Here is a 21,248-nt window from a genome sequence, read left to right as displayed (position 1 = left end):
ATGAAAGCGCTGACATGGCACGGCAAGGGCGATATCCGGTGCGACGCGGTCGCCGATCCCGTGATCGAGGACGACCGCGACATCATCATCAGGGTTACCTGCTGCGCCATTTGCGGTTCGGACCTGCATCTGATGGACGGCTATATGCCGACGATGAAATCGGGCGACGTGCTGGGCCATGAGACCATGGGCGAAGTGGTGGAGGTCGGCCGTGGACACAGCAAGTTCAAGAAGGGCGATCGCGTCGTCGTTCCCTTCAATATCTCATGCGGCGAATGCTGGTTTTGCCAGAACGGCCTGTTTTCACTCTGCGACCGGTCGAACCCCAACGCCGACCAGGCCGCCAAGGTCATGGGCCAGTCGCCCGCGGGCCTGTTCGGCTATTCGCATCTGGTCGGTGGCTATTGGGGCGGGCAAGCCGAGTATTTGCGCGTGCCTTTTGCCGATGTCGGCCCGATCAAGGTGCCGGACGGCATGGACGACGAACAGGTCCTGTTCCTCTCCGACATCTTCCCGACCGGCTATATGGCGGCGGAGAACGCCGGCATCCGGGAGGGCGACACCGTCGCCATCTGGGGCTGCGGGCCGGTCGGCCAGTTCGCGATCCAGAGCGCCTGGATGCTTGGCGCCGGACGCGTGATCGCCATCGACAAGGTGCCGGAGCGGCTTGCTATGGCGCGGGACCACGGCAAGGCCGAGACCCTCGATTTCAGCAACGTGAATATCTACGATGCCCTGATGACCATGACCAACGGTCGCGGCCCGGACAGTTGCATCGACTGTGTCGGCACCGAAGCCGATGCCAGCGCCACCCCGGATTCCATGCTCGATAAGGTCAAGGCGAGTGTCTATCTTGGCACCGACCGGCCGCATGTGCTGCGCGAGGCGATCTATTGCTGTCGCAAGGGGGGCACCATTTCGGTGCCCGGCGTCTATATCGGCCTTGTCGACCACATCCCGTTCGGCGCGGCGATGAACAAGGGGCTGACGTTCCGCATGGGACAAACCCACACGCAACGCTATCTCGAGCCTCTCCTGCACAAGGTCCAAAGCGGCGACATCGACCCGTCCTTCGTGATCACCCACCGCGCCGGGCTCGAGGCCGGACCCGACCTCTACAGGAAGTTCCGCGATAAGCAGGACGGCTGCATCAAGGTCGTGATGCGCCCTCACGGGTGACCACGTCTTTGCCCGGAACTCGCCCGGGCGCCCTGTCGTTGCGATCAGGTAAGGAGGTATCAAATGGCTCAACTGAAAAACACATCTCGGCCGGCCACCAGGTCACCGAACGCCGAAGGCCTTCCGCGTCCTGACCGCGATGCCATGGATAGCGACGCCGGCGCGAGACCGGCAGTTCCCAAAACAGCCGGCGCCGCCGAGGAACAGTCGACATCACCGCTCGACAGCAAGGTTGCCAATCGCAATGCCGGTCGCAAGCGCGAGGCCGGAACCACCCCGCGCCCAACCGACAAGCCATTGGATTGAGGCAACCGGGGCGGCGCGGCAGCCTCCGCCGGTCGGGCCGCTTGCGTGCGTTCGTTGCTGGTTACCTGCCGCCGCCCGCGTCAACCATTCCCGCTCCGCTCGACAAATTTGTTGAAGCGGCTCTTTCCTCCGCTCCCGGCCTTGTCCTGATGGAGGAAGGCAAGGTCGTTCTCGTCGAAGATCCGGAAGAACTCATCCCACTCGATCGGTTCGAGCGCTTCCTCCGGCTCGCCGAAGTCGATGCGCAGGATGCCGCCCTCGCCCTTGGTGCGAACCACGGCGGGATGGCCGTCCCTCTCCTCAACCCATTTGCGAATTTCGTCGTGATTGGTGGTCGTCTTCGCTTCAGACATGGCATTCCCTTTCTCGCCGCACGTCAGTGAGCGGCCCTAACAGCGCGCAAAGGGCAATGTTCCCAGGCATGCGGGCGACCCGCCGACAGCTTCGCCCCGGAGGGAACTTTGATGAAGCAGGGAACAAACCTTTTGTCCCGAAGTTCGGGAGCCCAACGCTAAATCGGCCCCAACGCTAAATCGGCCCCAACGCTAACTCGGCAAGGAGTTCTCGTGAAACGTGTCCTGGTTACGGGAGGCTGCGGTTTCATTGGCCGGCATGTCGCCCAGGAACTCATCGAGCATGGCTACGAGGTCCGTGTCCTGGACGCACTCTTGGACCAAGTGCACGGCAATGAAGCCGTCAGCATTCCAGCTGGCGCCGAGCTGATACGGGGAGATGTACGTGATCGAGACGCGGTCGCCGACGCGGTAGCGGATGTCGACACCGTCATCCACCTCGCTGCCGAGGTCGGCGTCGGCCAATCCATGTACGAGATCGCCCGATATGTCGGCACCAACGATCTCGGCACCGCGACCCTGCTCGAGGCGTTGATCAAGAAACCAGTCGAACGCATTGTCGTCGCATCGTCGATGAGCATCTACGGCGAAGGCCTCTACAAGACACCAGACGGGCGGCGTATCGACGATGCCCATCGCAAGCCAAGCGACATCAGGATCGGCCAATGGGACCCGCTGTCGGCTGCCGGCGAAGCGCTGTCGCCGATTCCGACCGACGAGGAGAAACGTCCTGACCTCGCTTCGATCTACGCGCTGACCAAATATGCGCAGGAACGCGCGGTGCTGATCTTCGGTCAGGCTTATGACGTGGATGCGGTGGCATTGCGCCTGTTCAACGTCTTCGGCGCCGGTCAAGCGCTCGCAAATCCCTACACCGGCGTGCTTGCCAACTTCGCTTCGCGGCTCGCCAACGGCAAGCGGCCGATGATCTTCGAGGACGGCGAGCAAAAGCGCGACTTCGTCCATGTGCGCGATGTCGCCCGCGCTTTCCGCCTGGCGCTGGAGCAACGCCAGGCAGCCGGCCACGCGATCAATATCGGCAGCGGACGGTCCTACACCATCAGCGAGGTCGCTCGATTGCTTGCAGAAGCGATGGGCATTCCGAAGCGGCCGCCCGAAATCCTCGGCAAGGCGCGCTCCGGCGACATCCGCAACTGCTTTGCCGACATTGCCAAGGCGCGCGAGCTGCTTGGCTTCGAGCCGAGCCATCGGCTTGAGAACTCCCTCGGTGAATTCGCGGCCTGGGTTCGCAACACCGTCGTCATCGACCGCGGCGCCGACATGAAGCGCGAGCTTGAAGAGCGGGGGCTGGTGTCATGAGTGAGCGGCATCGCGGCCTTGGCAAAGCGCCGGTGGCCGTCATCGGCGGCAGCGGCTTCATAGGCTCAAACCTCGCCGACAGCCTGTTGTCGGATGGCGAGCCCGTTCTGGTCATCGACAATCTCAGCCGAGCTGGCGTCGAGCAGAACCTCGAATGGCTGGCGCAAAAGCACGGCAACCATCTCAGGGTTGAAACCGTGGACGTGCGCGACCAAGCCAGGCTGGCCTCGGTGCTGACGCCAGCAAGAGCGATCTTCCATCTGGCCGCCCAGACCGCCGTGACCACGAGCCTGACCGATCCCGCGGAGGACCTCGACATCAATCTCAAAGGCACCTTCAACGTGCTTGAGGCGGCGCGCCAGGTGAGCGCCCCGGTAATCTTCGCCAGCACTAACAAGGTCTACGGCAGCTTGCCCCAGCTCGCGGTGCGGGAAACGGACGACCGTTACGAGCCTTGCGACGAAGCCATCCGCGCCAATGGCGTCGACGAGACGATCGGGCTCCATTTCTGCACGCCCTATGGCTGTTCCAAGGGCGCTGCGGACCAGTATGTCCTTGATTATGCCAAGTCCTATGGCCTGCCGACGGCGGTGCTGCGCATGAGCTGCATCTATGGACCGCGCCAGTTCGGCACCGAGGACCAGGGCTGGGTCGCGCATTTCCTCCTCAGCGCGCTCAGCGGCCGGCCCATCACCATTTATGGCGACGGCAAGCAGGTGCGCGACATCCTGCATGTGTCCGACGCGGTTGCCGCCTATCGCGGAGTGCTGGCCAGGATCGAAGACCTCAAGGGACAGGCGTTCAATCTTGGCGGCGGACCGCGGAATGCCGTCAGCCTGCGCTCGCTGCTGTCGGAGATCGCCATCACGACCGGCCGCGACATCGTGGTGCGGCAGGATCTCGAACGTACCGGCGACCAGCCCTTCTTCATAGCCGATACCCGCAAGATAGAGGCCGCGCTTGGCTGGCGCGCGCATGTCCCGTGGCGCGAAGGCATCAGCGACCTTGCCGGCTGGCTGTTGCGGCACCGTCTCCAGCCGCACGCTGAAGTGGCGAGGTACGTCGCATGAAAGTTGCACTGGTCAACCCGCGTTGGACATATGAACACAGCATCTATTTCGGCTGCCGCCAGCCGCATCTGCCCGTGGAGCTTGGCTACTGCAAAGCCCTGCTGGAGACCGACGGCCACAGCGTGCTGATGCTGGACGGACAGTTGCAGAATCTCGACAACGCGGAACTTGCCGAGCGCGTGGCGGCGTACGGGCCGGAAATGACCGTCGTGACCACCGCGCCGACCTATCTGTTCTGGCGCTGCGCGCCGCCGGAGCTGCGGGTGCCGGCAGAATTCCTGAAGCATCTCGCCGGGCGCGGCGGGCGCACCGCCGCCGTCGGGCCGCATGGCTCGGCGACGCCGGCCCCTACCCTGCGCAAGCTTGGCGTCGATGTCGTCGTGCGCGGCGAATGCGAGGAGGTGGTGGCGGAGCTTGCCGGGCGCGGCGAATGGAGCGCCGTCCCTCACACGGCGCGGCTCGAGAGCGGCGTGCTGGCCTGCAACGGTGGCGTGAGCGTCAGCCGCTTCGTCGACCACCCGGCACTTCATTGGCCGTCCGATTGGATTGCGGCCCATTCGCACCACCATCATCGGTTCGACACGGACCAGAAGGGCGCCGGTGCCGAGGTGGAAGCTTCGCGGGGTTGCCCCTATAATTGCAGCTTCTGCGCCAAGATCGATTTTCGCGACGCCTACCGCCGCAGGAACCACGACGCGGTCGTCGCCGAGATCGACGGTCTGATCGCCCAGGGCGTCGGCTACATCTACTTCATCGACGAGATTTTCCTGCCCCAGAAGGCGCTGCTCGAGGCCCTTGTCGACCGCGATATCCAATTTGGCGTTCAGACGCGCATCGACCTCTGGAAACCGGAGTTGCTGGAATTGTTGGGCGAGGCCGGCTGCGTCTCGATCGAAGCTGGCCTGGAAAGCCTGACCGTCGAAGGCCGCGAAATGCTGGCCAAGCGCTGTCGGCTGGGCACTGAGGAACTGGCCGCGCTGCTGGTCGATGCCCGCCGCCATGTTCCTTTCGTCCAGGCCAATCTGATCGGCGTGGTCCAGGACGATCCGGCGCTGGTGGAGTATTGGCGCAAGCACCTCATTGACAACGGTGTCTGGGCCAACGAGCCGGTGCCGCTCTATCCCTATCCGAGCTCGCCAAGCTACCGCGAGCTGTGGGGCGAGCCCGACGATTTCGCCTGGGAGCGCGCGCATGAGCATTATCTGGCTTCGTTCAGGACGTTCAGCGACATCCAGGATCAGCGCCCGCGCGCGCTGGCCGAATTGGAGTCCTCATGCTGCAATCATTGATCCATCGCCCGCGGCGCATCCTGATGACCACCGACTCCGTCGGTGGCGTCTGGCGATATTCGCTCGACCTGGCGCGCGAGCTCACCGCCCGAGGGGACAGCGTCGTGCTGGCCGGGCTAGGGCCTCGGCCTTCTCGGGAGCAGGCACAAGAAGCGCAGTCCTTCGCGACGCTCGCCTGGCTCGAGACCCCTCCGGACTGGATGACGCGCAACGAGAGCGATCTCGACGGCCTGCCCGGCGAGCTTCGCGAGCTTGCAACGACCTGTGCCGCGGACCTCGTTCATCTTAACGCTCCGGCCCAGGCGGCCGAGGTCGATCTGCCCTGCCCCATTCTCACGGTCTCGCACTCCTGCGTCGTGACGTGGCTGCATGCCGTGCGCGGTCAGGTGCCGACCGACGGCTGGGCCTGGCAGAAGGACCGCAACTGGGCCGGTTTCAATCGCGCCGATATTGTGGTGGCACCCAGCCGAAGCCACGCCGACATGCTTGAGGCCTGCTACGGGCCGGTCGCGCGGCTAAGTGTCGTCCACAACAGTGCTCTTCCCGGCCCGGTCGCCTCGCGCCGCGAGCCTTTCGTCCTGGCCGCCGCCCGCTGGTGGGATGAAGGAAAGAACGCGGCTGTGCTGGATGCCGCGGCTGCCATGACGGAATGGCCGGTCCAAGCCGCCGGCCCCCTCGGCGGGCCGGACGGGCAGATAGCGCGGCTCGATCATTGCGTCGCGCTCGGCTCGATCGGCCATGCCGAAGTGCGTCAGCGGATGGCGCGTGCCGGCATTTTCGTTTCGCCATCGATCTACGAGCCCTTCGGGCTTGCCGCGCTGGAAGCCGCGCTCTCGGGCGCGCCGCTGGTCCTCGCCGACATCGCGACCTATCGCGAGCTCTGGGACGGCGCAGCCATGTTCTTCGACGCGCGCGATCCGCATGCGCTTGCCGGATGCATCGCCCACCTCTCCCGCGACGAAAATTTGCGGCGCCAGCTCGGCCGGCGCGCCGTCCGTCGCGCGCGCAAATTTTCGCCGCAGGCGCAGGCGGTCGCGATGAGTGAAATCTACGATCGCGCGGCGATGGCCGTCGCAGGGCGCTGAGCATGCATTTCGTGTTCTACACCCATTCCGTCGTTTCCGATTGGAACCATGGCAATGCGCATTTCCAGCGCGGCATCATGCGCGAGCTTGTTGCGAACGGACACCACGCCCTCGCGCTCGAACCCGCGGACGGTTGGAGCCGTTCGAACCTTCTGGCCGAGCAAGGCCCCTTCGCCGTCGAGCGCTTCCGGAAGGATTTTCCCGAGCTGATGCCGGTGACCTACGATGCGTCCTTCGATCACGAGGCCTGGATTGCGAAGGCGGATGTGGTGATCGTCCATGAATGGACCGATCCAGATCTTGTGGCGCGGATCGGGCGGGCCAAGCTCAACGGCGGCAAGTTCACGCTGCTGTTTCACGACACGCATCACCGCGCCGTGTCGGCGACGCAGTCGATCTCGGCACTGAACCTGGAGCACTATGACGGCGTCTTGGTCTTCGGCGAGGCGTTGCGGGAGAGCTACCTTCGCGCCGGCTGGGGCCGACGGGCTTTCACCTGGCATGAAGCAGCGGACGAACGATTGTTCAAACCCTCTCCCGAAGTCGACGCCGTATCGGATCTGGTCTGGGTCGGCAACTGGGGCGACGACGAACGCAGCGCCGAAATCCACGAGTTCCTCGTCGCGCCGGCACGCGAGCTTGGCCTGTCGGGAACCGTTCACGGGGTGCGCTACCCAGCGCAGGCGCGGGCCGCGCTCGCCGACGCCGGCTTGCGCCACGAGGGCTGGATCGCCAATGCCGACGTCCCGAAAGCGTTCGCGCGGCATCGAGTGACGGTGCACATCCCGCGCCGACCCTATCGGGACCATCTGCCGGGCATTCCCACGATCCGCATGTTCGAGGCATTGGCCTGCGGCATTCCCCTCGTCTCTGCGCCATGGTCGGACGTGGAAGAGCTGTTCCGTCCCGGCAAGGACTTTCTGTTTGCCCGCGACGGCTCCGAGATGCGCCAGCACCTGCGCGACGTGCTGCACGACACCGGGCTTGCGAAGGCTCTGGCGGCAGCCGGGCTGGAAACCATCCTGGCACGGCACACATGCCGGCGCCGCGCCGACGAATTGTTCGACATACTCGCCGCATGCGGCAATCGCCATGCGGTCGACGGGGTGCCAGCAAGGGAGGCCGCCGCATGAAGATCGCCTTTTACGGATCCAGCCTGCTGTCGTCCTATTGGAACGGCGCCGCCACCTATTATCGCGGCCTGCTGAAGGCACTTTCCCGGCGCGGTTACGACATCGTCTTCTACGAGCCGGACGCCTTTGACCGGCAGAAGTACCGCGACATCGAGGTTCCCGACTGGTGCGACGTCGTCGTCTACGAGGCGACGCCGGATGCGCTGATGCAGGTCGCTTGCTGCGCCGCGCAGGCCGACATCGTCGTCAAGGCAAGCGGTGTGGGCTTCGAAGACGAAGCACTGTTGCGCGCCGTGCTCGACCACGCCCGCAATGACGCGCTGGCGGTGTTCTGGGACGTCGACGCCCCGGCGACGCTCAGCGAGTTGCGGAACGATGCCGCCCATCCTCTCCACGAGGAGCTCAAAAGGATCTCCCTCGTGCTGACCTATGGCGGCGGAGATCCCGTCGTGTGGGACTATAGGGCGCTTGGCGCCGCCGAATGTGTGCCGATCTACAACGCGCTCGATCCTGAGACGCATTTCCCCGTCGCCCGAGATCCCCGCTTCGCCTGCGATCTCGCCTTTCTCGGCAATCGCCTGCCGGATCGCGAGGCGCGCGTGGAAGGCTTCTTTCTCGAGCCGGCCGGAGCGCTGGAGGACCAGAAGTTCCTGCTCGGCGGATCAGGCTGGGGCGACAAGGCGATGCCGGAGAATGTCTCCTGGCTCGGCCATGTCGGCACTCGAGACCACAACGCCTTCAATGTCACGCCGAAGGCGGTGCTGAACATCAGCCGCGACAGCATGGCCAGCAACGGTTTTTCGCCGGCAACGCGGGTGTTCGAGGCGGCCGGCGCCGGTGCATGCCTCATCACCGATGCCTGGGCCGGTGTCGAGCTGTTCCTTACGCCCGGCGAGGAAATCCTGGTGGCGCGGGACGGCGCCGATGTTGTCGAGATCATGTGCACGCTCACACCAGGGCGCGCAAAGGCGATCGGGGCGGCAGCGCTTCGGCGTGTTCTGGCCGAGCACACCTACACACTGAGGGCTGAACGGGTTGACGCAATCTTCAAGGCGCATTTCGAGCGCGAGACCGTGGAGGCCGCAGAATGACGAAGGCACTCGACATCGTGTTCCTGGGTCTTTCTCTGTCCTCCTCCTGGGGCAATGGCCATGCGACGACGTTTCGGGGGCTGCTGCGGGGCCTCGACGAGCTCGGCCATCGCGTCACCTTCCTCGAACGCGACGTGCCCTGGTACGCGCACCACCGCGACCTGCGCGACCCCGATTATTGCGACTTGCGCTATTACGACACCGTCCACGAGCTCCGTCGCAACCATGAACGAGACCTTCAGCAGGCCGATGTCGTGGTCATCGGCTCGTTCGTGCCTGAAGGCAGGGCGGTCATCGATGACCTCGCGTCGCTGTGCACCGGGCTATTCTGCTTTTACGACATCGACACGCCGGTGACGCTGGCCAGGATTGCAGAGGATGACTGCGACTATCTCGCCCGCCGGCAGATTCCCTATTTCAACCTCTATTTCTCCTTCACGGGCGGACCGACCCTCCATCGCCTGGAGCTCGAATTCGGCGCGCGTCGGGCCGAACCGCTCTATTGCTCCGTCGACCCCGAGCGGCACTATCGAAACCGAAATGTGATCAAATGGGACCTAGGCTATCTCGGCACCTACAGTCCGGATCGGCACCAGACCCTGGAAACGCTTCTGCTCGAGCCTGCGCGTCGACTGCCGGATCGACGCTTCGTGGTCGCGGGCTCGCAATACCCGCACGATATCGACTGGCCCGATAATGTCGAGCGGATCGAGCACCTGCCGCCGGCCGAGCATGCCGGCTTCTATAACCGGCAGCGCTACACGCTGAATGTGACACGCACTTCGATGGTCGAAGCCGGATGGTCGCCCAGCGTCCGGCTTTTCGAAGCTGCGGCGTGCGGGACGCCGATCATCAGCGATCGCTGGCCCGGCCTCGACAGTTTCTTTCCGGCTACGGCGATACAGACGGCCGGCAGCGCAGATGATGTGACGGGAATTCTTCTGGGACAGCCGGACCGCGCCAGGCTCAGCATGGCCAGGCAGGCCCATTCGCTGGTCCTGGAAAGACACACCGGAGTTGCTCGGGCACGAGAGTTCACGTCGATGCTGGCGCGGGCAAGGCAGACACGTCCGGTGCTCGATCTGGATGTCGAAAGTGCAGCATGACAGGCAGACAGGAGAACACACAGATGCGGCGTTCAAGAAAGGCCCAACAGACACGGACGGCGCTTGTTGCCGGCGGTGCCGGTTTCCTCGGTTCGCACCTTTGCGAGGCCCTGTTTGGCATCGGCTATCGCGTGATCTGCATCGACAACTTTCTCACCGGCCGAATGGAGAACATTACGCCGCTTATCGGCCAATCGCGCTTCCGGTTGATCGAGCAGGATATCTGCAGCCCGCTGGAACTGGGTGAGCCGGTCGACCGTGTTTTCAACCTGGCATGCGCGGCGTCACCGCCCCGCTACCAGGCCGATCCCGTTCACACCACGCGCACTTGCGTGGTCGGGTCGCTCAATCTGCTCGAGCTTGCCGTTCGCGACGGTGCACGGTTCCTGCAGGCATCGACCAGCGAAGTGTATGGTGATCCCGAGCAGCATCCGCAGCGCGAGGACTATCTCGGCCATGTGAACTGCACCGGCCCGCGCGCCTGCTACGACGAAGGCAAGCGCACCGCGGAGACGCTTTGCTTCGACTATCTTCGGGCCGATCGGGCCGACGTGCGTGTCGCCCGTATCTTCAACACTTATGGCCCAAGGATGGACCCCGCCGACGGTCGCATCGTCTCGAATCTGGTCATGCAGGCACTTGAAAAGCGGCCGATGACGATATTCGGCGATGGCCGGCAGACGCGATCCTTCTGCTACGTCACCGACCTGGTAGAAGGCCTGCTGCGGCTGATGGACATCGAGCCCAATCCGCGCCAACCGATCAATCTTGGCAACCCCGGGGAATTCACCGTCCTCGAACTGGCGAGCCTGGTGAGGGAACTGACCGGCACCAGGTCGCCCGTCAAATTCCTGCCTTTGCCGGAAGACGATCCTCGCCGGCGACGCCCCGATATAGCCCGTGCGAAGGAGCTTCTTGGATGGGCCCCCAAGGTACCTCTCCGGCAGGGCCTGCTGCAAACGGTCGTTTACTTCGCCGAACTCGAAGGCAGCGCGACCGTGTCGCCCGCCGCCGCGACCAACAGGCCCGGAGCAGACGGATTTGAAACCGGCGGCCCGCAGGATCCCGATGCGTCCGGCGTTCTTTTCACCGAAGCGGAACATCCTACCGAGATTCTGGTTGGGCCCGATAACCGGCACGGAGAACGCAGTCGTGCAGTCGAAGCGATCAGCCAAGGACATCGAGCAGATGGCGGCCGCGGAAACCGCCGCCTTCCTGCGACGAGCCTCCATCACCTACCTCGAATGTTGCGTCAGCCTGATGATGACGCATCTTCAACGCGAAGAAGTCGCAACCATCCTCGAGCGGGAAGCTGACATGCTGCGCAGGCTGGACTGAGCCCCCAGCGCCTCAGACGAATGACGAACAAATAGCATGCCCCGCAGTCTGAGGTCCGAACGTCCACCTCGCCAATGAAGGGGACCCGATATGAGTCTCGGCACAATCCTCATTATTATCTTGATCTTGTTGCTGATCGGCGCGATCCCGGCCTGGCCGTATTCGTCGGGCTGGGGCTATGGGCCTTCGGGCGTGCTCGGCGTCATACTTGTCATCCTGGTGATCATGGCGCTCATGGGCCGGATTTGAGGCCGAGCGGGCGAGATTCCATTAGCCGCACTCCGAACGTCGCGTCCTGCGCTGGCCGTTCGGAGACAACCCGGCAACGGGAGTCTTGAACGTCGACCGCATCCGCGATTTTTCCACCTCTCAAGGAACATTCCCGACCGGTCACAGTTCGGCGCGAGGAACTTACCTCCAACAACAGAGGCGGCGGTTTCGTGACATCGAAAAAGGTTCGCATCGGCATCGTCGGTGTCGGCAATTGCGCATCCTCCCTGGTGCAAGGCCTCACCTATTATCGTCAGGCAAAAAGCAACGAGCCGATCCCCGGGCTGATGCATGCCGATCTCGGCGGCTACCATGTCGAAGACATCGAGGTCGTCTGCGCCTTCGACGTCGCCAAGAGCAAGGTCGGGCGCGATGTGGCCGAAGCAATCTACAACGCCCCGAACAACACCTTCCGTTTTGCCGATGTGGCGCCGATCGGCGTGCGCGTGCAACGCGGACCTACACTCGACGGCATCGGCAAATATCTGCGCGATGAAATCGAGGAAGCGAATGAGCCGGTCGCCGACGTGACCGCAGGCCTTCGGGAAAGCGGGGCCGAGGTGCTGGTGTCCTATCTGCCGGTCGGCTCGGATGCGGCAACCCGCTATTATGCCGAATGCGCGTTGGCGGCCGGGTGCGCTTTCGTCAACTGCATACCGGTCTTCATCGCTTCGCGGCCGGAATGGCGCCGCCGCTTCGAAGAGCGCGGCCTGCCCCTGATCGGAGACGACATCAAGAGCCAGGTCGGCGCTACCATCGTTCACCGGCTGCTCGCCAATCTGTTTCGGGAGCGCGGGGTGCGCATCGACCGCACCTACCAGCTCAACTTCGGCGGCAACATGGACTTCCTCAACATGCTGGAGCGTGAGCGGCTGGAATCGAAAAAAATCTCCAAGACGCAGTCGGTCACCAGCCAGATCGATGTACCGCTCGAGCCCGGCAACATCCATGTCGGACCCAGCGATCATGTGCCTTGGCTCACCGACCGCAAATGGGCCTATATCCGGGTCGAAGGCACGACCTTCGGCGGCGTCCCGCTGAATGCCGAACTCAAGCTGGAAGTCTGGGATTCGCCCAACTCCGCCGGAGTGGTCATCGACGCGGTGCGCTGCGCCAAGCTGGCGCTCGATCGCGGTATCGCTGGGGCGCTCACCGGGCCTTGCAGTTATTTCATGAAGTCTCCGCCGGAGCAGTTCACCGATGCCGAAGCCCGCCTGCGCACCCTCGCCTTCATAGCCGGTAGGGGCGAGCCGATGCTCGACGCCGCGGAATGACAACGACTATTTTCCTCGTGCGGCATGCTGCGTATGACAATGTCGGCCGCTATCTGGCAGGCCGCCAGGATATCGATCTTGGCCAAACCGGCCAGGCACAGACGCTGCATCTGGCCCGCCGTCTGGCGAGGGAACCGCTGGCGGCCATTTTCAGCAGCCCGCGCAAGCGCACCTTGGAAACCGCGAAACCGATCGCTGTCGCCTGCAATATTGAGCAGATCGGAATCTGCCAGGAATTGGACGAGATCGATTTCGGCGCATGGTCCGGTAAGACATTCGAAGAGCTGGCCAATGACGCCGCCTGGCGGATGTGGAACGACCAGCGACAGAGCGCCCGAACACCGAGCGGCGAGACCATGCAGGACACCCAGCAGCGGATCGTCGACCTCATGGACGTGCTGCGCGAACAAGCCCCAAACCGATGCGTTGCACTGATCAGTCACGCGGACGTCATCAAGGCTGCGGTGTGCAAGGTCCTTGGTCTTCAGCTCGGCGACTGTTTTCGCTTCGACATCGAACCTGCCTCGATCACCACCGTCGTCCATGGCGACTGGGGCTCTAAGCTCATTCGCCTGAACGAAATCGCCTGACTGGAGCTGCCCGATGCGCATGGTGATCTTCGGCCTCACGGTCACCTCTTCCTGGGGAAACGGACATGCCACGCTTTGGCGCGGGCTGATACGCGCGCTGGCGCCACTCGGCTGGTCGATCAGCTTCTTTGAGCGCGACACGCCCTACTATGCCGGCGCAAGGGATCTCACCCATCTCGATGGCGGCCACGTGGTGCTCTATCCGGGATGGGATGATATTGCCCAGGCTGCGGCAATCGCGGTCCGGCAGGCTGACGCGGTCATCGTCACCTCCTACTGCCCGGATGCTGTTGAAGCCTCACGCCTCGCGCAGGAGAGTTGCCGTGGGCTCAAGGTGTTCTACGATCTTGATACCGCGGTGACGCTCGCGCGCATCGAGCAGGGCGAGCGGCCTCCCTATTTCGGTCCGGAAGGCCTTCGCGATTTCGATTTGGTGCTGAGCTACACCGGCGGCGAGGCACTCGGTGCGCTCAAGTCCATGCTGGGGGCGCGCCGCGTCGTGCCGCTCTACGGCCATGTCGATCCGGAGCGTCATCGGCCGGCAAAGCCCAGGCCCGAGTTTGCGGGCGATCTGTCCTACCTCGGCACTTATGCCTCGGATCGCCAGGCCGGCGTCGAGAAGCTGCTCGTCGCGCCCGCCGTCCGGCTGCCGGATCGCCGTTTCGTCATTGGCGGCGCTCAATATCCGCAGGAGTTTCCGTGGAGCGACAACATCTTCTTCGTCAGGCATTTGCCGCCTGCCGATCATCCGGCCTTCTTCTGCTCGTCACGTCTCACCCTGAATGTCACCCGCGAGGCCATGGCGCGCAAGGGCTGGTGCCCCTCCGGCCGGCTGTTCGAAGCGGCTGCCTGCGGCGCCGCCATCGTTTCCGACGACTGGCCGGGTCTGGACGACTTCTTCGAGCCCGGCTGCGAAATCCTGCTTGCACATTCCACCGACGATGTGGTCGCCGCGCTCGGTTTGTCGGACGGCGAGCTCGAGGCGTTGCGCCGCCGAGCCCGCGAACGCGTCCTCGACGAACACACATCCGCACGCCGCGCCGCGGAACTGGACCGGATTCTGGTCGAAGCCGCCACCGCGCCAGCAAGCGAACCGATGAAGGAAACAGTCTGATGTTGGGTATCGTGCCTGCGGCGGGGCGCGGCAGCCGCATTCAACCGCTGGGTTTTTCCAAGGAACTGCTCCCGGTTGGCAGCCGGATGGACGGGCAAACCGAGCGTCCGTGCGCGGTCAGCGAGTATCTGGTGCGCCGAATGGTGCGCAACGGCGTCGACAGGATCTGCTTCATCATCGGTTCGGGTAAGTCCGATATCCTCGAATACTATGCGGCCGGCTATGACAGCGCGGCCGCGATTTTCGTGGCCCAGCCCTCTCCCGTCGGTCTTTGCGACGCGATCTTCCGCGCCGCCCCTCTCGTCGCGCCGCAAGAGACCGTCCTGATCGGTCTGCCGGACACGATCTGGTTCCCCGAGGACGGCTTCTGCCATCTGCCGGACGACCGGCTGTCATTCCTGCTGTTTCCTGTAGACCGTCCCGAGCTTTTCGACGCCGTGGTTGTCGATCAGGACGGCCGCGTCGAGCAGATTCAGGTCAAGCAGCAGGACGCAGCCACCGACTGGGTCTGGGGCGCGTTCAAGATGCCGGGCTGCATCTTTCAGCGGCTCGCGGCGCTTTGGCGCGAGCGGGACGGCTGCGACGAGTATTTCGGAACGCTGGTCAATGCTTACCTTGCTGCCGGCGGTGAAGCCTGGGGCATCAAGGCGGGATCGGCTTATGTCGATGTCGGCACCTTCAACGGCTACCGCACGGCGCTCCGGCTGCTTGAAAACAACGACGCCTCGGAAGACGATGGCACGGCGATATTCGTGCCGCCGAGCCGCTCGCACGTGCCATCCTTGCCAGGCGAAGGAGGCTGACCATGCTGCATTCCGACGCGGAAATTCGCCGCCGCATCGATGCGCTTGGACCTTGGTTCCACAACATGCAACTGGCGGGCGTGGAGACCGCTCCCGACCATTTCCTCGGCAACTATCCTCTGGTGAAATGGCAGAAATTCGCGGATGCGATCCCGGCCGATCTCTCGGGCAAGTCGGTGCTCGATATCGGCTGCAACGCCGGGTTCTATTCCATTGAAATGAAGAAGCGAGGCGCCGATCGCGTGCTCGGCATCGATTTCGACGTGGACTATCTGACGCAAGCGCGTTTCGCCGCCGAAATCGCCGAGTGCGACATCGAATTCCAGCAATTATCGGTCTACGACGTCGGCGCTCTCGGCGAGACCTTCGACATCGTGCTCTTCATGGGCGTGCTTTACCATCTACGCCACCCGTTGCTGGCGCTCGACCTCATCCACGAACATGTTGCGCGCGACTTGATGATCTTCCAGTCGATGCAACGCGGGAGCAGCGAAATCCTCGCGCTCGAACAGAACTATGATTTTTGGACGCTCGACCTGTTCGATCGAACCGAATTCCCGAAGCTGCACTTCATCGAGCACCGCTACGCCGACGATCCGACCAACTGGTGGATCCCGAACCGCGGCTGCATCGAGGCGATGCTGCGCAGCGCCGGCTTCCAGATCCTGCTTCACCCGGAAGACGAGGTCTACTTCTGCCGCGCGTCCGATGAGCCGGCGGGTGAAGGTGCGGTCTACCCGTCGAAAGGACGAAATGATGATTGAAGCCGCCATGATCTGGAACGAGCCCAACAACAAGTCGCATTGGGACCCAGAGCTCGATCCGGACTGGAGCCGCTTCGCCGGCATGACTATCCTGGCGGCGGACGCGATCGGGCTTGAAAACCCGGCGATCACCAGGGTGCTTGGCGGCATTTCGCCGATCGATGCCGGCTTCATGTCGCTGATCAAGGGATATGGTGTCCTCGACCATGTCGACGCCGTCGCCGTGCACGGCTTCCCACTCGACTGGAACCTTTGGCAGATCCATGAATGGCCGCAAAAGCTCGGCGAGATCGCCGAAGTCACCGATCTGCCGATTTGGATCAGCGAAGTCGGCGTGTCGAGCTTCGGCGCCGAGGAGGTCCAGGTCTGGGGCCTGCGGCGGACGGCGGAGCTTCTGCTTGGCAACGCGCCCCGCGTCCAATGGTATAGCCTTTATGATTTGCCGCATGCTTGGGGAGCGACCACACGGCATCGCGAGGTGGAAGGCTCCTCCTATTACCGTCATTTCTACATGGGTCTTCTGCGCGAGGATGGCTCGCCCAAGCCCGCGCTCGAAGAGTTCGTGCGGCACACTCCGGAAATGGGCCTCGTCCAGTGGTTCCATTTCGAGGACCACCGACTGGACGACGCCGTTGCCTGGATGAAGCGGCTGGGCGTCACCAGTCTGCGCACCGGCCTCTCTTGGGCCGACAGTTTCAGACCGAATGCCCTCGATTGGTTCGATCGCCAGATGGAAGCCCTGGCAGACTTCGACGTCACCATCACTTTCTGCTTCACGCCCGAGCACCGAGGCCTGCAGCCCCATCACACCAGCCCGCCACAGGCGCCCGAAGAGTTCGCCGAGTTCTGCGCGAAGATGGTGCGCCGCTACGCACCTGGCGTGCGCGACGCCGCGATGCCGATGCGGCGGGTCTCGGCCGCATGAGGTCACTTCGGCTCGATCAGCCATGACGCTTACCGTGCTCAACGTCGCCTATCCGCTTGCGCCTGTCGGCCTCGATGCGGTCGGCGGCGCCGAGCAGGTGCTGTCGATGCTGGATCACGCACTGGTCAGGCAAGGTCATCAATCCATCGTCGTCGCCTGCCGGGGCTCCAGCGCGGCCGGGACCCTGGTCGAGACGCCTGCCGAAACAGGCGCGCTCGACGAGACGGCAAAGAGCCGCGCCCAGGACGCGCACCGCGCGGCGATCGCAGCCGCGCGTGCGCGCTGGCCGATCGATGTCGTCCATCTGCATGGCATCGATTTCGATGCCTATCTTCCCGATGACGGCCCCACGCTCGTGACACTGCACCTGCCGCTTGCCTGGTATCCGGCCGGAGTGCTGAGCCCGGCCCGTGAAGACCTGTGGCTGCACGCGGTCTCGGAGGCGCAGCAAGAAACCGCGCCGGCCGGATCGGGACTGATCGCGCCCATCCCAAACGGGGTTGACGTCAATGCGCTTGCCGACCCCCGGTCGCATCGCAATTTCGCGCTCGTGTTAAGCCGAATATGCCCGGAAAAAGGCATCCACCTGGCGATCGACGCCGCGAAGCGCGCTGGAGTGCCGCTTGCAATTGGAGGGCAGATATATCCCTACCGGACACATGTTCAGTATTTCGCCGACGAGGTGGAGCCTCGCCTCGACAGGCGGCGGCGTTTCCTGGGACCGCTCGGGTTTTTCGCCAAGCGGCGGCTTCTCAACGCCGCCCGCTGCCTGGTCATTCCGAGCCTCGCCGCGGAGACGAGCTCGCTCGTTGCCATGGAAGCCCTCGCCTGCGGCACTCCGGTTGTGGCCTTCCCGAATGGCGCCCTGCCCAATGTCGTTGAGCACGGCAAGACCGGGTTCCTGGTCAATGATATCGACGAGATGGCGATAGCCATCGACGCTTCGGCCGACCTCGACAATGAAACATGCCGGGCCGAGGCGCGAGACCGGTTTTCGCTCGATCGCATGGTTTCGGCCTATATGGATGCCTATCGGGCATTGGCAAAGCTCGGCGATTCCCGAGCACGGTTGGGAGCCGCCGGGTGAGCGGCCTGCGTGCCGATGTCATCCGCGACCAAGAAGCGCTCGACGGTCTAGAGCAGCATTGGTGGCCGCTCTGGTCGCAATGCAGCTCTGCTACGCCTTTCCAGTCACCCGCCTGGCTCCTGCCATGGTGGCGGACATTCGCGCCGGGCGATCTCTCGGCGATCGCCGTGTGGAACGGAAACGATCTCGTCGGCCTGGCACCACTCTACCTCGAACGGCACGCTTCCGGTTTGCGCCTGCTTCCGATCGGAATATCGCTGAGCGACTATCTCGATATTCTTTGCGCACCCAAGTTCGAAGAAGCCGTCGGTACCTTGATTGCCGAGACTGTGCTTTCGCTCGAATGGTCGCAATGGATCCTGCCGGACCTTTCGAGTGAAGCCGCATCCCTGGAGCTTTTGCTGCCCGATATCGAAGAGAGCCGATCTACCGGCCATGCCGCCTGCCCCGTGCTTGCCTTGGCTGGCGACGAGACGCTTGCAGGGTGCGTTCCCGCGCGGCGAAGACGCCAGCTGCGTCGCGCGCTGCGAGCCGCGCAACGGAGAGGCCGGGTGACGATCAACCGGGCGGAGGCCGCGCCGGAGATATTTCTCGGTCAGCTGATCCGCCTGCACGACGCCCGCTGGGCCGGACAGGGCGGCGGCGTGCTGACCAAAAGCGCGATCGAGTTTCATCGCAATGCCTTGCCCCGCCTCGCCGCGAGCCATTTGGCGCGATGTTGGCTGATGGAAATCGACGGCGCCGTCGTCGGCGCCTATTACGGTTTTCATCACCGCGACCGCGCTTATGCCTACCTCGGCGGCTTCGACCCCTCCTATGCATCGGAGAGCCCCGGCGCCATTCTGATCGGCAAGGCTATCGCCGAAGCCGTTCAGGACGGCGCGCGAGAGTTCGATTTTCTACGCGGCCGGGAGAGCTACAAATACAGCTGGGGAGCAGAGGACCGATGGACGGTGCAAAGGGTCTGGACCCGGAGCGCCTCGCCATGACCACAGCAGAGCGAGTGAGGTCGACCGCGAGGCATATCCTCGAGAATTGCATGGCGACCGACCTGTCCGCCGAAGTCGCGGTCGCCAGATTGGCAGTCGAGACGGATATGCGCGCGCCAGAATTGGCGGACGTCGCATTGGACATGCGTACAAGCGCTGTCGAGCAAAGGGGCTGGCTCGAGGACATAGCCGTGCTTCTTTCAGGCAAGGCAGATGCCTTCGATAGTCTGAGGTCAACGGCAGCTTCGGTTTGTCATGACCGTCTGCGCGGCGAAACCGGTGAGATGACGATCCGCCGGCTGGCCGAGGGCTTTGACGAGGCGGTCGCCATCTCTCCGGCAGCCAGCGTCCAACTTTCGTCGCTTGGCGATGAGGAAAAGCTTTCGGCTGCAACGGCCGAAATCGTCGCTTGGCTGGAGCGACAGGATTTTACCGGCGCGGACAAGACAATACTCGATATCGGCTCCGGCATCGGCCGCTTCGAATGCCCGCTCCACGCCAGAGCTAAGCATATCGTCGGCATCGATATCTCGCCAAGGATGGTTGCCGTCGCGCGCCGACGCTGCGCCGGTCTTGGCAATGTTGAATTCCGCCGGACCTCCGGCCTCGACCTTGGCGAATTCGTCGATGCGGGTTTTGATGGCGTGTTGGCGGTCGATAGCTTCCCTTACCTGGTACTTGCCGGCGTCGCCGAGCGGCACTTTATCGAAGTGGCGCGCGTGTTGCGGCCAGGAGGGATGGTGGCAATCCTCAATTATTCATACCGGATGTCGCCCGCCGCCGATTCCTCCGACATCCGCCATCTCGCCCGAATATGCGCCATGGACGTCCTCATCGATGGCGAGATGCCTTTCCGTCGATGGGACGGCACCGCCTTTCTTATTCGTCGTACCGGCGGAACATAACCGACGGACCGAAGTTCGGCTCCCAGACCACTTGCGCAGAATCTGGAAGACCCAGGAGAAGAAGATGGCGTCCGGCGGTAAGAAACACATGGGACGCGGCAGTCAGGGCAAAGGTGCCGGGACCGGAGCGAAGACGACGGTTCCGAAAGACATGATTGGCGAAAATGACGTCCTGTCGAACCGGGATAAGAAGCAGCATACAAAAGAACGCGGCCTCGACAGCAATCGGATCAAGTCCGATCAGTATCAAGACCACGCGGCAAACCGGATTCCGGAAGACTGATCTTGCGGGGACTATCGCAAGACTTTGCCGGCTCGCAACGGATCAGTTCAGGCAAAGGGTTTTCGCTCCGCCACGATCTGCTGCGGGGCTGAAGCTGATCGGCGGCTGTAAGCGCCTTGCAAACTCCGGCCGTGTATGGTCTCAAGTGAATCTCGAAGGGGCCACATTTGCTAAGAGAATGCCATGTCTCGTCCGAGCCAGCGCGATCCCGTAAGCCAGGCAAGCCTGGGCATAGACCAAGAGATCGCGTCGTTGTTGACCGCCATTGAGCAGGAAAAAGTTCCTGATCGGCTGACCAAGCTCGCGATCGAGTTGCAGAATGCGCTGATCGAGAAGCGCCGGTGCAAAAAGGAGAACTGACGGCAAGCCTCATCGATGCCTGTCAGCGCTTCTGTCCCAGTGATCTTCCGCAACATGGTCGTGTCTTTCGACCAGCGCTTGCGATGAGCTTTCATCAAGGAATTCCAAGACGCTTGCACGCGCGCGGTTGAGACGGCTTTTAACGGTACCGACCGCGCAATCGCATATCTCCGCGGTTTCTTCATAGCTGACGCCCAGCACACCGATCAGCGTCAGCACCTCGCGCTGATGTATCGGAAGCTTCTGCATAGCGCGGTAGACTTCCTTGGTCCGAACGGACCAGTCCTGCGAGGCTTCCGAAATCGGCCGGCTGGAGGCGCAGTCAAGCAAACCGGGCGCCTCCCTAGCTGCCGCCTTGACCCGCGTATAATGCGTATTGCGCATGATGGTGAAAAGCCAGGACTTCAATCGCGTCCCCGGCTCGAACTTGTCCAAGTTCGCAAGCCCCTTGGTCAGGGTCTCCTGCACCAAATCGTCGGCATCATCGGGCAAGCGGCAAAAAGTGCGCGCAAAAGCACGCAAGGCAGGAATGAGGTCGACGACAGCGACCTCGCCCGGTACGCAGTCAGGCACGGCATGGCCTTTGGGTAACACGGTTCTCACCCCAGCAGAGA

Annotated in this window: 22 protein-coding genes and 1 pseudogene; 21 read left to right on the top strand and 2 right to left on the bottom strand. The window is 63.4% G+C overall.

The window, feature by feature from the left end; genetic code table 11:
• Positions 1-1,179, top strand: a complete 1,179-nt coding sequence (locus CK215_RS16905; RefSeq protein WP_095831678.1) for a zinc-dependent alcohol dehydrogenase — start codon at positions 1-3, stop codon at positions 1,177-1,179.
• A 386-nt stretch (positions 1,180-1,565) separates the two neighbouring features.
• Here the strand turns inward: CK215_RS16905 and CK215_RS16900 are convergent, their stop codons facing one another.
• Positions 1,566-1,838 carry a hypothetical protein gene (locus CK215_RS16900; RefSeq protein ID WP_095779479.1) on the bottom strand — a complete coding sequence of 91 codons (273 nt, stop codon included), beginning with the start codon at positions 1,836-1,838 and terminating at the stop codon, positions 1,566-1,568.
• 213 nt (positions 1,839-2,051) lie between these two features.
• Here CK215_RS16900 and CK215_RS16895 point away from each other — a divergent pair, with 213 nt between their 5' ends.
• The 20 genes and pseudogenes from CK215_RS16895 (at position 2,052) to CK215_RS31320 (ending at position 20,634) form a co-directional block, all read left to right on the top strand.
• On the top strand, positions 2,052-3,158 hold the full coding sequence (locus CK215_RS16895) for an SDR family NAD(P)-dependent oxidoreductase (protein ID WP_095831597.1): 1,107 nt from the start codon (positions 2,052-2,054) through the stop codon (positions 3,156-3,158).
• On the top strand, positions 3,155-4,228 hold the full coding sequence (locus CK215_RS16890; RefSeq protein WP_095831596.1) for an NAD-dependent epimerase/dehydratase family protein: 1,074 nt from the start codon (positions 3,155-3,157) through the stop codon (positions 4,226-4,228). Before CK215_RS16895 ends, CK215_RS16890 begins: the two co-directional genes overlap by 4 nt.
• A complete protein-coding gene (locus CK215_RS16885; RefSeq protein WP_095831595.1) occupies positions 4,225-5,517 on the top strand; it encodes a TIGR04295 family B12-binding domain-containing radical SAM protein in 1,293 nt (430 codons plus the stop codon). Before CK215_RS16890 ends, CK215_RS16885 begins: the two co-directional genes overlap by 4 nt.
• A complete protein-coding gene (locus tag CK215_RS16880; RefSeq protein WP_095831594.1) occupies positions 5,502-6,602 on the top strand; it encodes a glycosyltransferase family 4 protein in 1,101 nt (366 codons plus the stop codon). Before CK215_RS16885 ends, CK215_RS16880 begins: the two co-directional genes overlap by 16 nt.
• A 2-nt stretch (positions 6,603-6,604) precedes the next feature.
• Positions 6,605-7,735 carry a glycosyltransferase gene (locus CK215_RS16875; RefSeq protein WP_095831593.1) on the top strand — a complete coding sequence of 377 codons (1,131 nt, stop codon included), beginning with the start codon at positions 6,605-6,607 and terminating at the stop codon, positions 7,733-7,735.
• A complete protein-coding gene (locus tag CK215_RS16870) occupies positions 7,732-8,826 on the top strand; it encodes a glycosyltransferase (protein ID WP_095831592.1) in 1,095 nt (364 codons plus the stop codon). The genes CK215_RS16875 and CK215_RS16870 overlap by 4 nt, the downstream gene beginning before the upstream one ends.
• Positions 8,823-9,932 carry a glycosyltransferase gene (locus CK215_RS16865; RefSeq protein ID WP_095831591.1) on the top strand — a complete coding sequence of 370 codons (1,110 nt, stop codon included), beginning with the start codon at positions 8,823-8,825 and terminating at the stop codon, positions 9,930-9,932. The genes CK215_RS16870 and CK215_RS16865 overlap by 4 nt, the downstream gene beginning before the upstream one ends.
• 23 nt (positions 9,933-9,955) lie before the next feature.
• A pseudogene (locus tag CK215_RS16860) lies at positions 9,956-10,912 on the top strand (UDP-glucuronic acid decarboxylase family protein); the annotation flags it as partial.
• A 448-nt stretch (positions 10,913-11,360) separates the two neighbouring features.
• Complete coding sequence (locus CK215_RS16855; protein WP_066991972.1) at positions 11,361-11,519, top strand: DUF3309 domain-containing protein; 159 nt, start codon at positions 11,361-11,363, stop codon at positions 11,517-11,519.
• Positions 11,520-11,710: 191 nt separating this feature from the next.
• On the top strand, positions 11,711-12,814 hold the full coding sequence (locus CK215_RS16850; RefSeq protein WP_095831590.1) for an inositol-3-phosphate synthase: 1,104 nt from the start codon (positions 11,711-11,713) through the stop codon (positions 12,812-12,814).
• On the top strand, positions 12,811-13,404 hold the full coding sequence (locus tag CK215_RS16845) for a histidine phosphatase family protein (protein ID WP_095831589.1): 594 nt from the start codon (positions 12,811-12,813) through the stop codon (positions 13,402-13,404). Before CK215_RS16850 ends, CK215_RS16845 begins: the two co-directional genes overlap by 4 nt.
• Positions 13,405-13,417: 13 nt before the next feature.
• The gene (locus tag CK215_RS16840) at positions 13,418-14,518 is read left to right on the top strand and encodes a glycosyltransferase (protein ID WP_095831588.1); all 1,101 of its coding nucleotides are present in this window, start codon (positions 13,418-13,420) and stop codon (positions 14,516-14,518) included.
• On the top strand, positions 14,518-15,321 hold the full coding sequence (locus CK215_RS16835) for a sugar phosphate nucleotidyltransferase (protein ID WP_067320592.1): 804 nt from the start codon (positions 14,518-14,520) through the stop codon (positions 15,319-15,321). Before CK215_RS16840 ends, CK215_RS16835 begins: the two co-directional genes overlap by 1 nt.
• Positions 15,322-15,323: 2 nt before the next feature.
• Complete coding sequence (locus CK215_RS16830) at positions 15,324-16,085, top strand: TIGR04290 family methyltransferase (protein ID WP_095831587.1); 762 nt, start codon at positions 15,324-15,326, stop codon at positions 16,083-16,085.
• On the top strand, positions 16,078-17,010 hold the full coding sequence (locus CK215_RS16825; RefSeq protein ID WP_095831676.1) for a beta-xylosidase: 933 nt from the start codon (positions 16,078-16,080) through the stop codon (positions 17,008-17,010). The genes CK215_RS16830 and CK215_RS16825 overlap by 8 nt, the downstream gene beginning before the upstream one ends.
• Before the next feature lie 22 nt (positions 17,011-17,032).
• Positions 17,033-18,097 carry a glycosyltransferase gene (locus CK215_RS16820; protein WP_095831586.1) on the top strand — a complete coding sequence of 355 codons (1,065 nt, stop codon included), beginning with the start codon at positions 17,033-17,035 and terminating at the stop codon, positions 18,095-18,097.
• Positions 18,094-19,086, top strand: a complete 993-nt coding sequence (locus CK215_RS16815) for a GNAT family N-acetyltransferase (protein WP_095831585.1) — start codon at positions 18,094-18,096, stop codon at positions 19,084-19,086. Before CK215_RS16820 ends, CK215_RS16815 begins: the two co-directional genes overlap by 4 nt.
• A gap of 50 nt (positions 19,087-19,136) precedes the next feature.
• The gene (locus tag CK215_RS16810; RefSeq protein WP_245418713.1) at positions 19,137-19,991 is read left to right on the top strand and encodes a methyltransferase domain-containing protein; all 855 of its coding nucleotides are present in this window, start codon (positions 19,137-19,139) and stop codon (positions 19,989-19,991) included.
• A gap of 64 nt (positions 19,992-20,055) precedes the next feature.
• Positions 20,056-20,274 carry a hypothetical protein gene (locus CK215_RS16805; protein WP_066992288.1) on the top strand — a complete coding sequence of 73 codons (219 nt, stop codon included), beginning with the start codon at positions 20,056-20,058 and terminating at the stop codon, positions 20,272-20,274.
• 183 nt (positions 20,275-20,457) lie between these two features.
• The gene (locus tag CK215_RS31320; RefSeq protein WP_082980368.1) at positions 20,458-20,634 is read left to right on the top strand and encodes a hypothetical protein; all 177 of its coding nucleotides are present in this window, start codon (positions 20,458-20,460) and stop codon (positions 20,632-20,634) included.
• A gap of 9 nt (positions 20,635-20,643) precedes the next feature.
• Here the strand turns inward: CK215_RS31320 and CK215_RS16795 are convergent, their stop codons facing one another.
• Positions 20,644-21,207, bottom strand: a complete 564-nt coding sequence (locus tag CK215_RS16795) for a sigma-70 family RNA polymerase sigma factor (RefSeq protein WP_066992285.1) — start codon at positions 21,205-21,207, stop codon at positions 20,644-20,646.
• Between the last annotated feature and the right edge of the window lie 41 nt (positions 21,208-21,248).

It is taken from the genome of Mesorhizobium sp. WSM3864 (assembly GCF_002294955.1).
Taxonomy (GTDB): domain Bacteria; phylum Pseudomonadota; class Alphaproteobacteria; order Rhizobiales; family Rhizobiaceae; genus Mesorhizobium.
The sequence above is the reverse complement of the archived record's forward strand: the minus strand, read 5'-3'. Positions and strand labels throughout refer to the sequence as shown.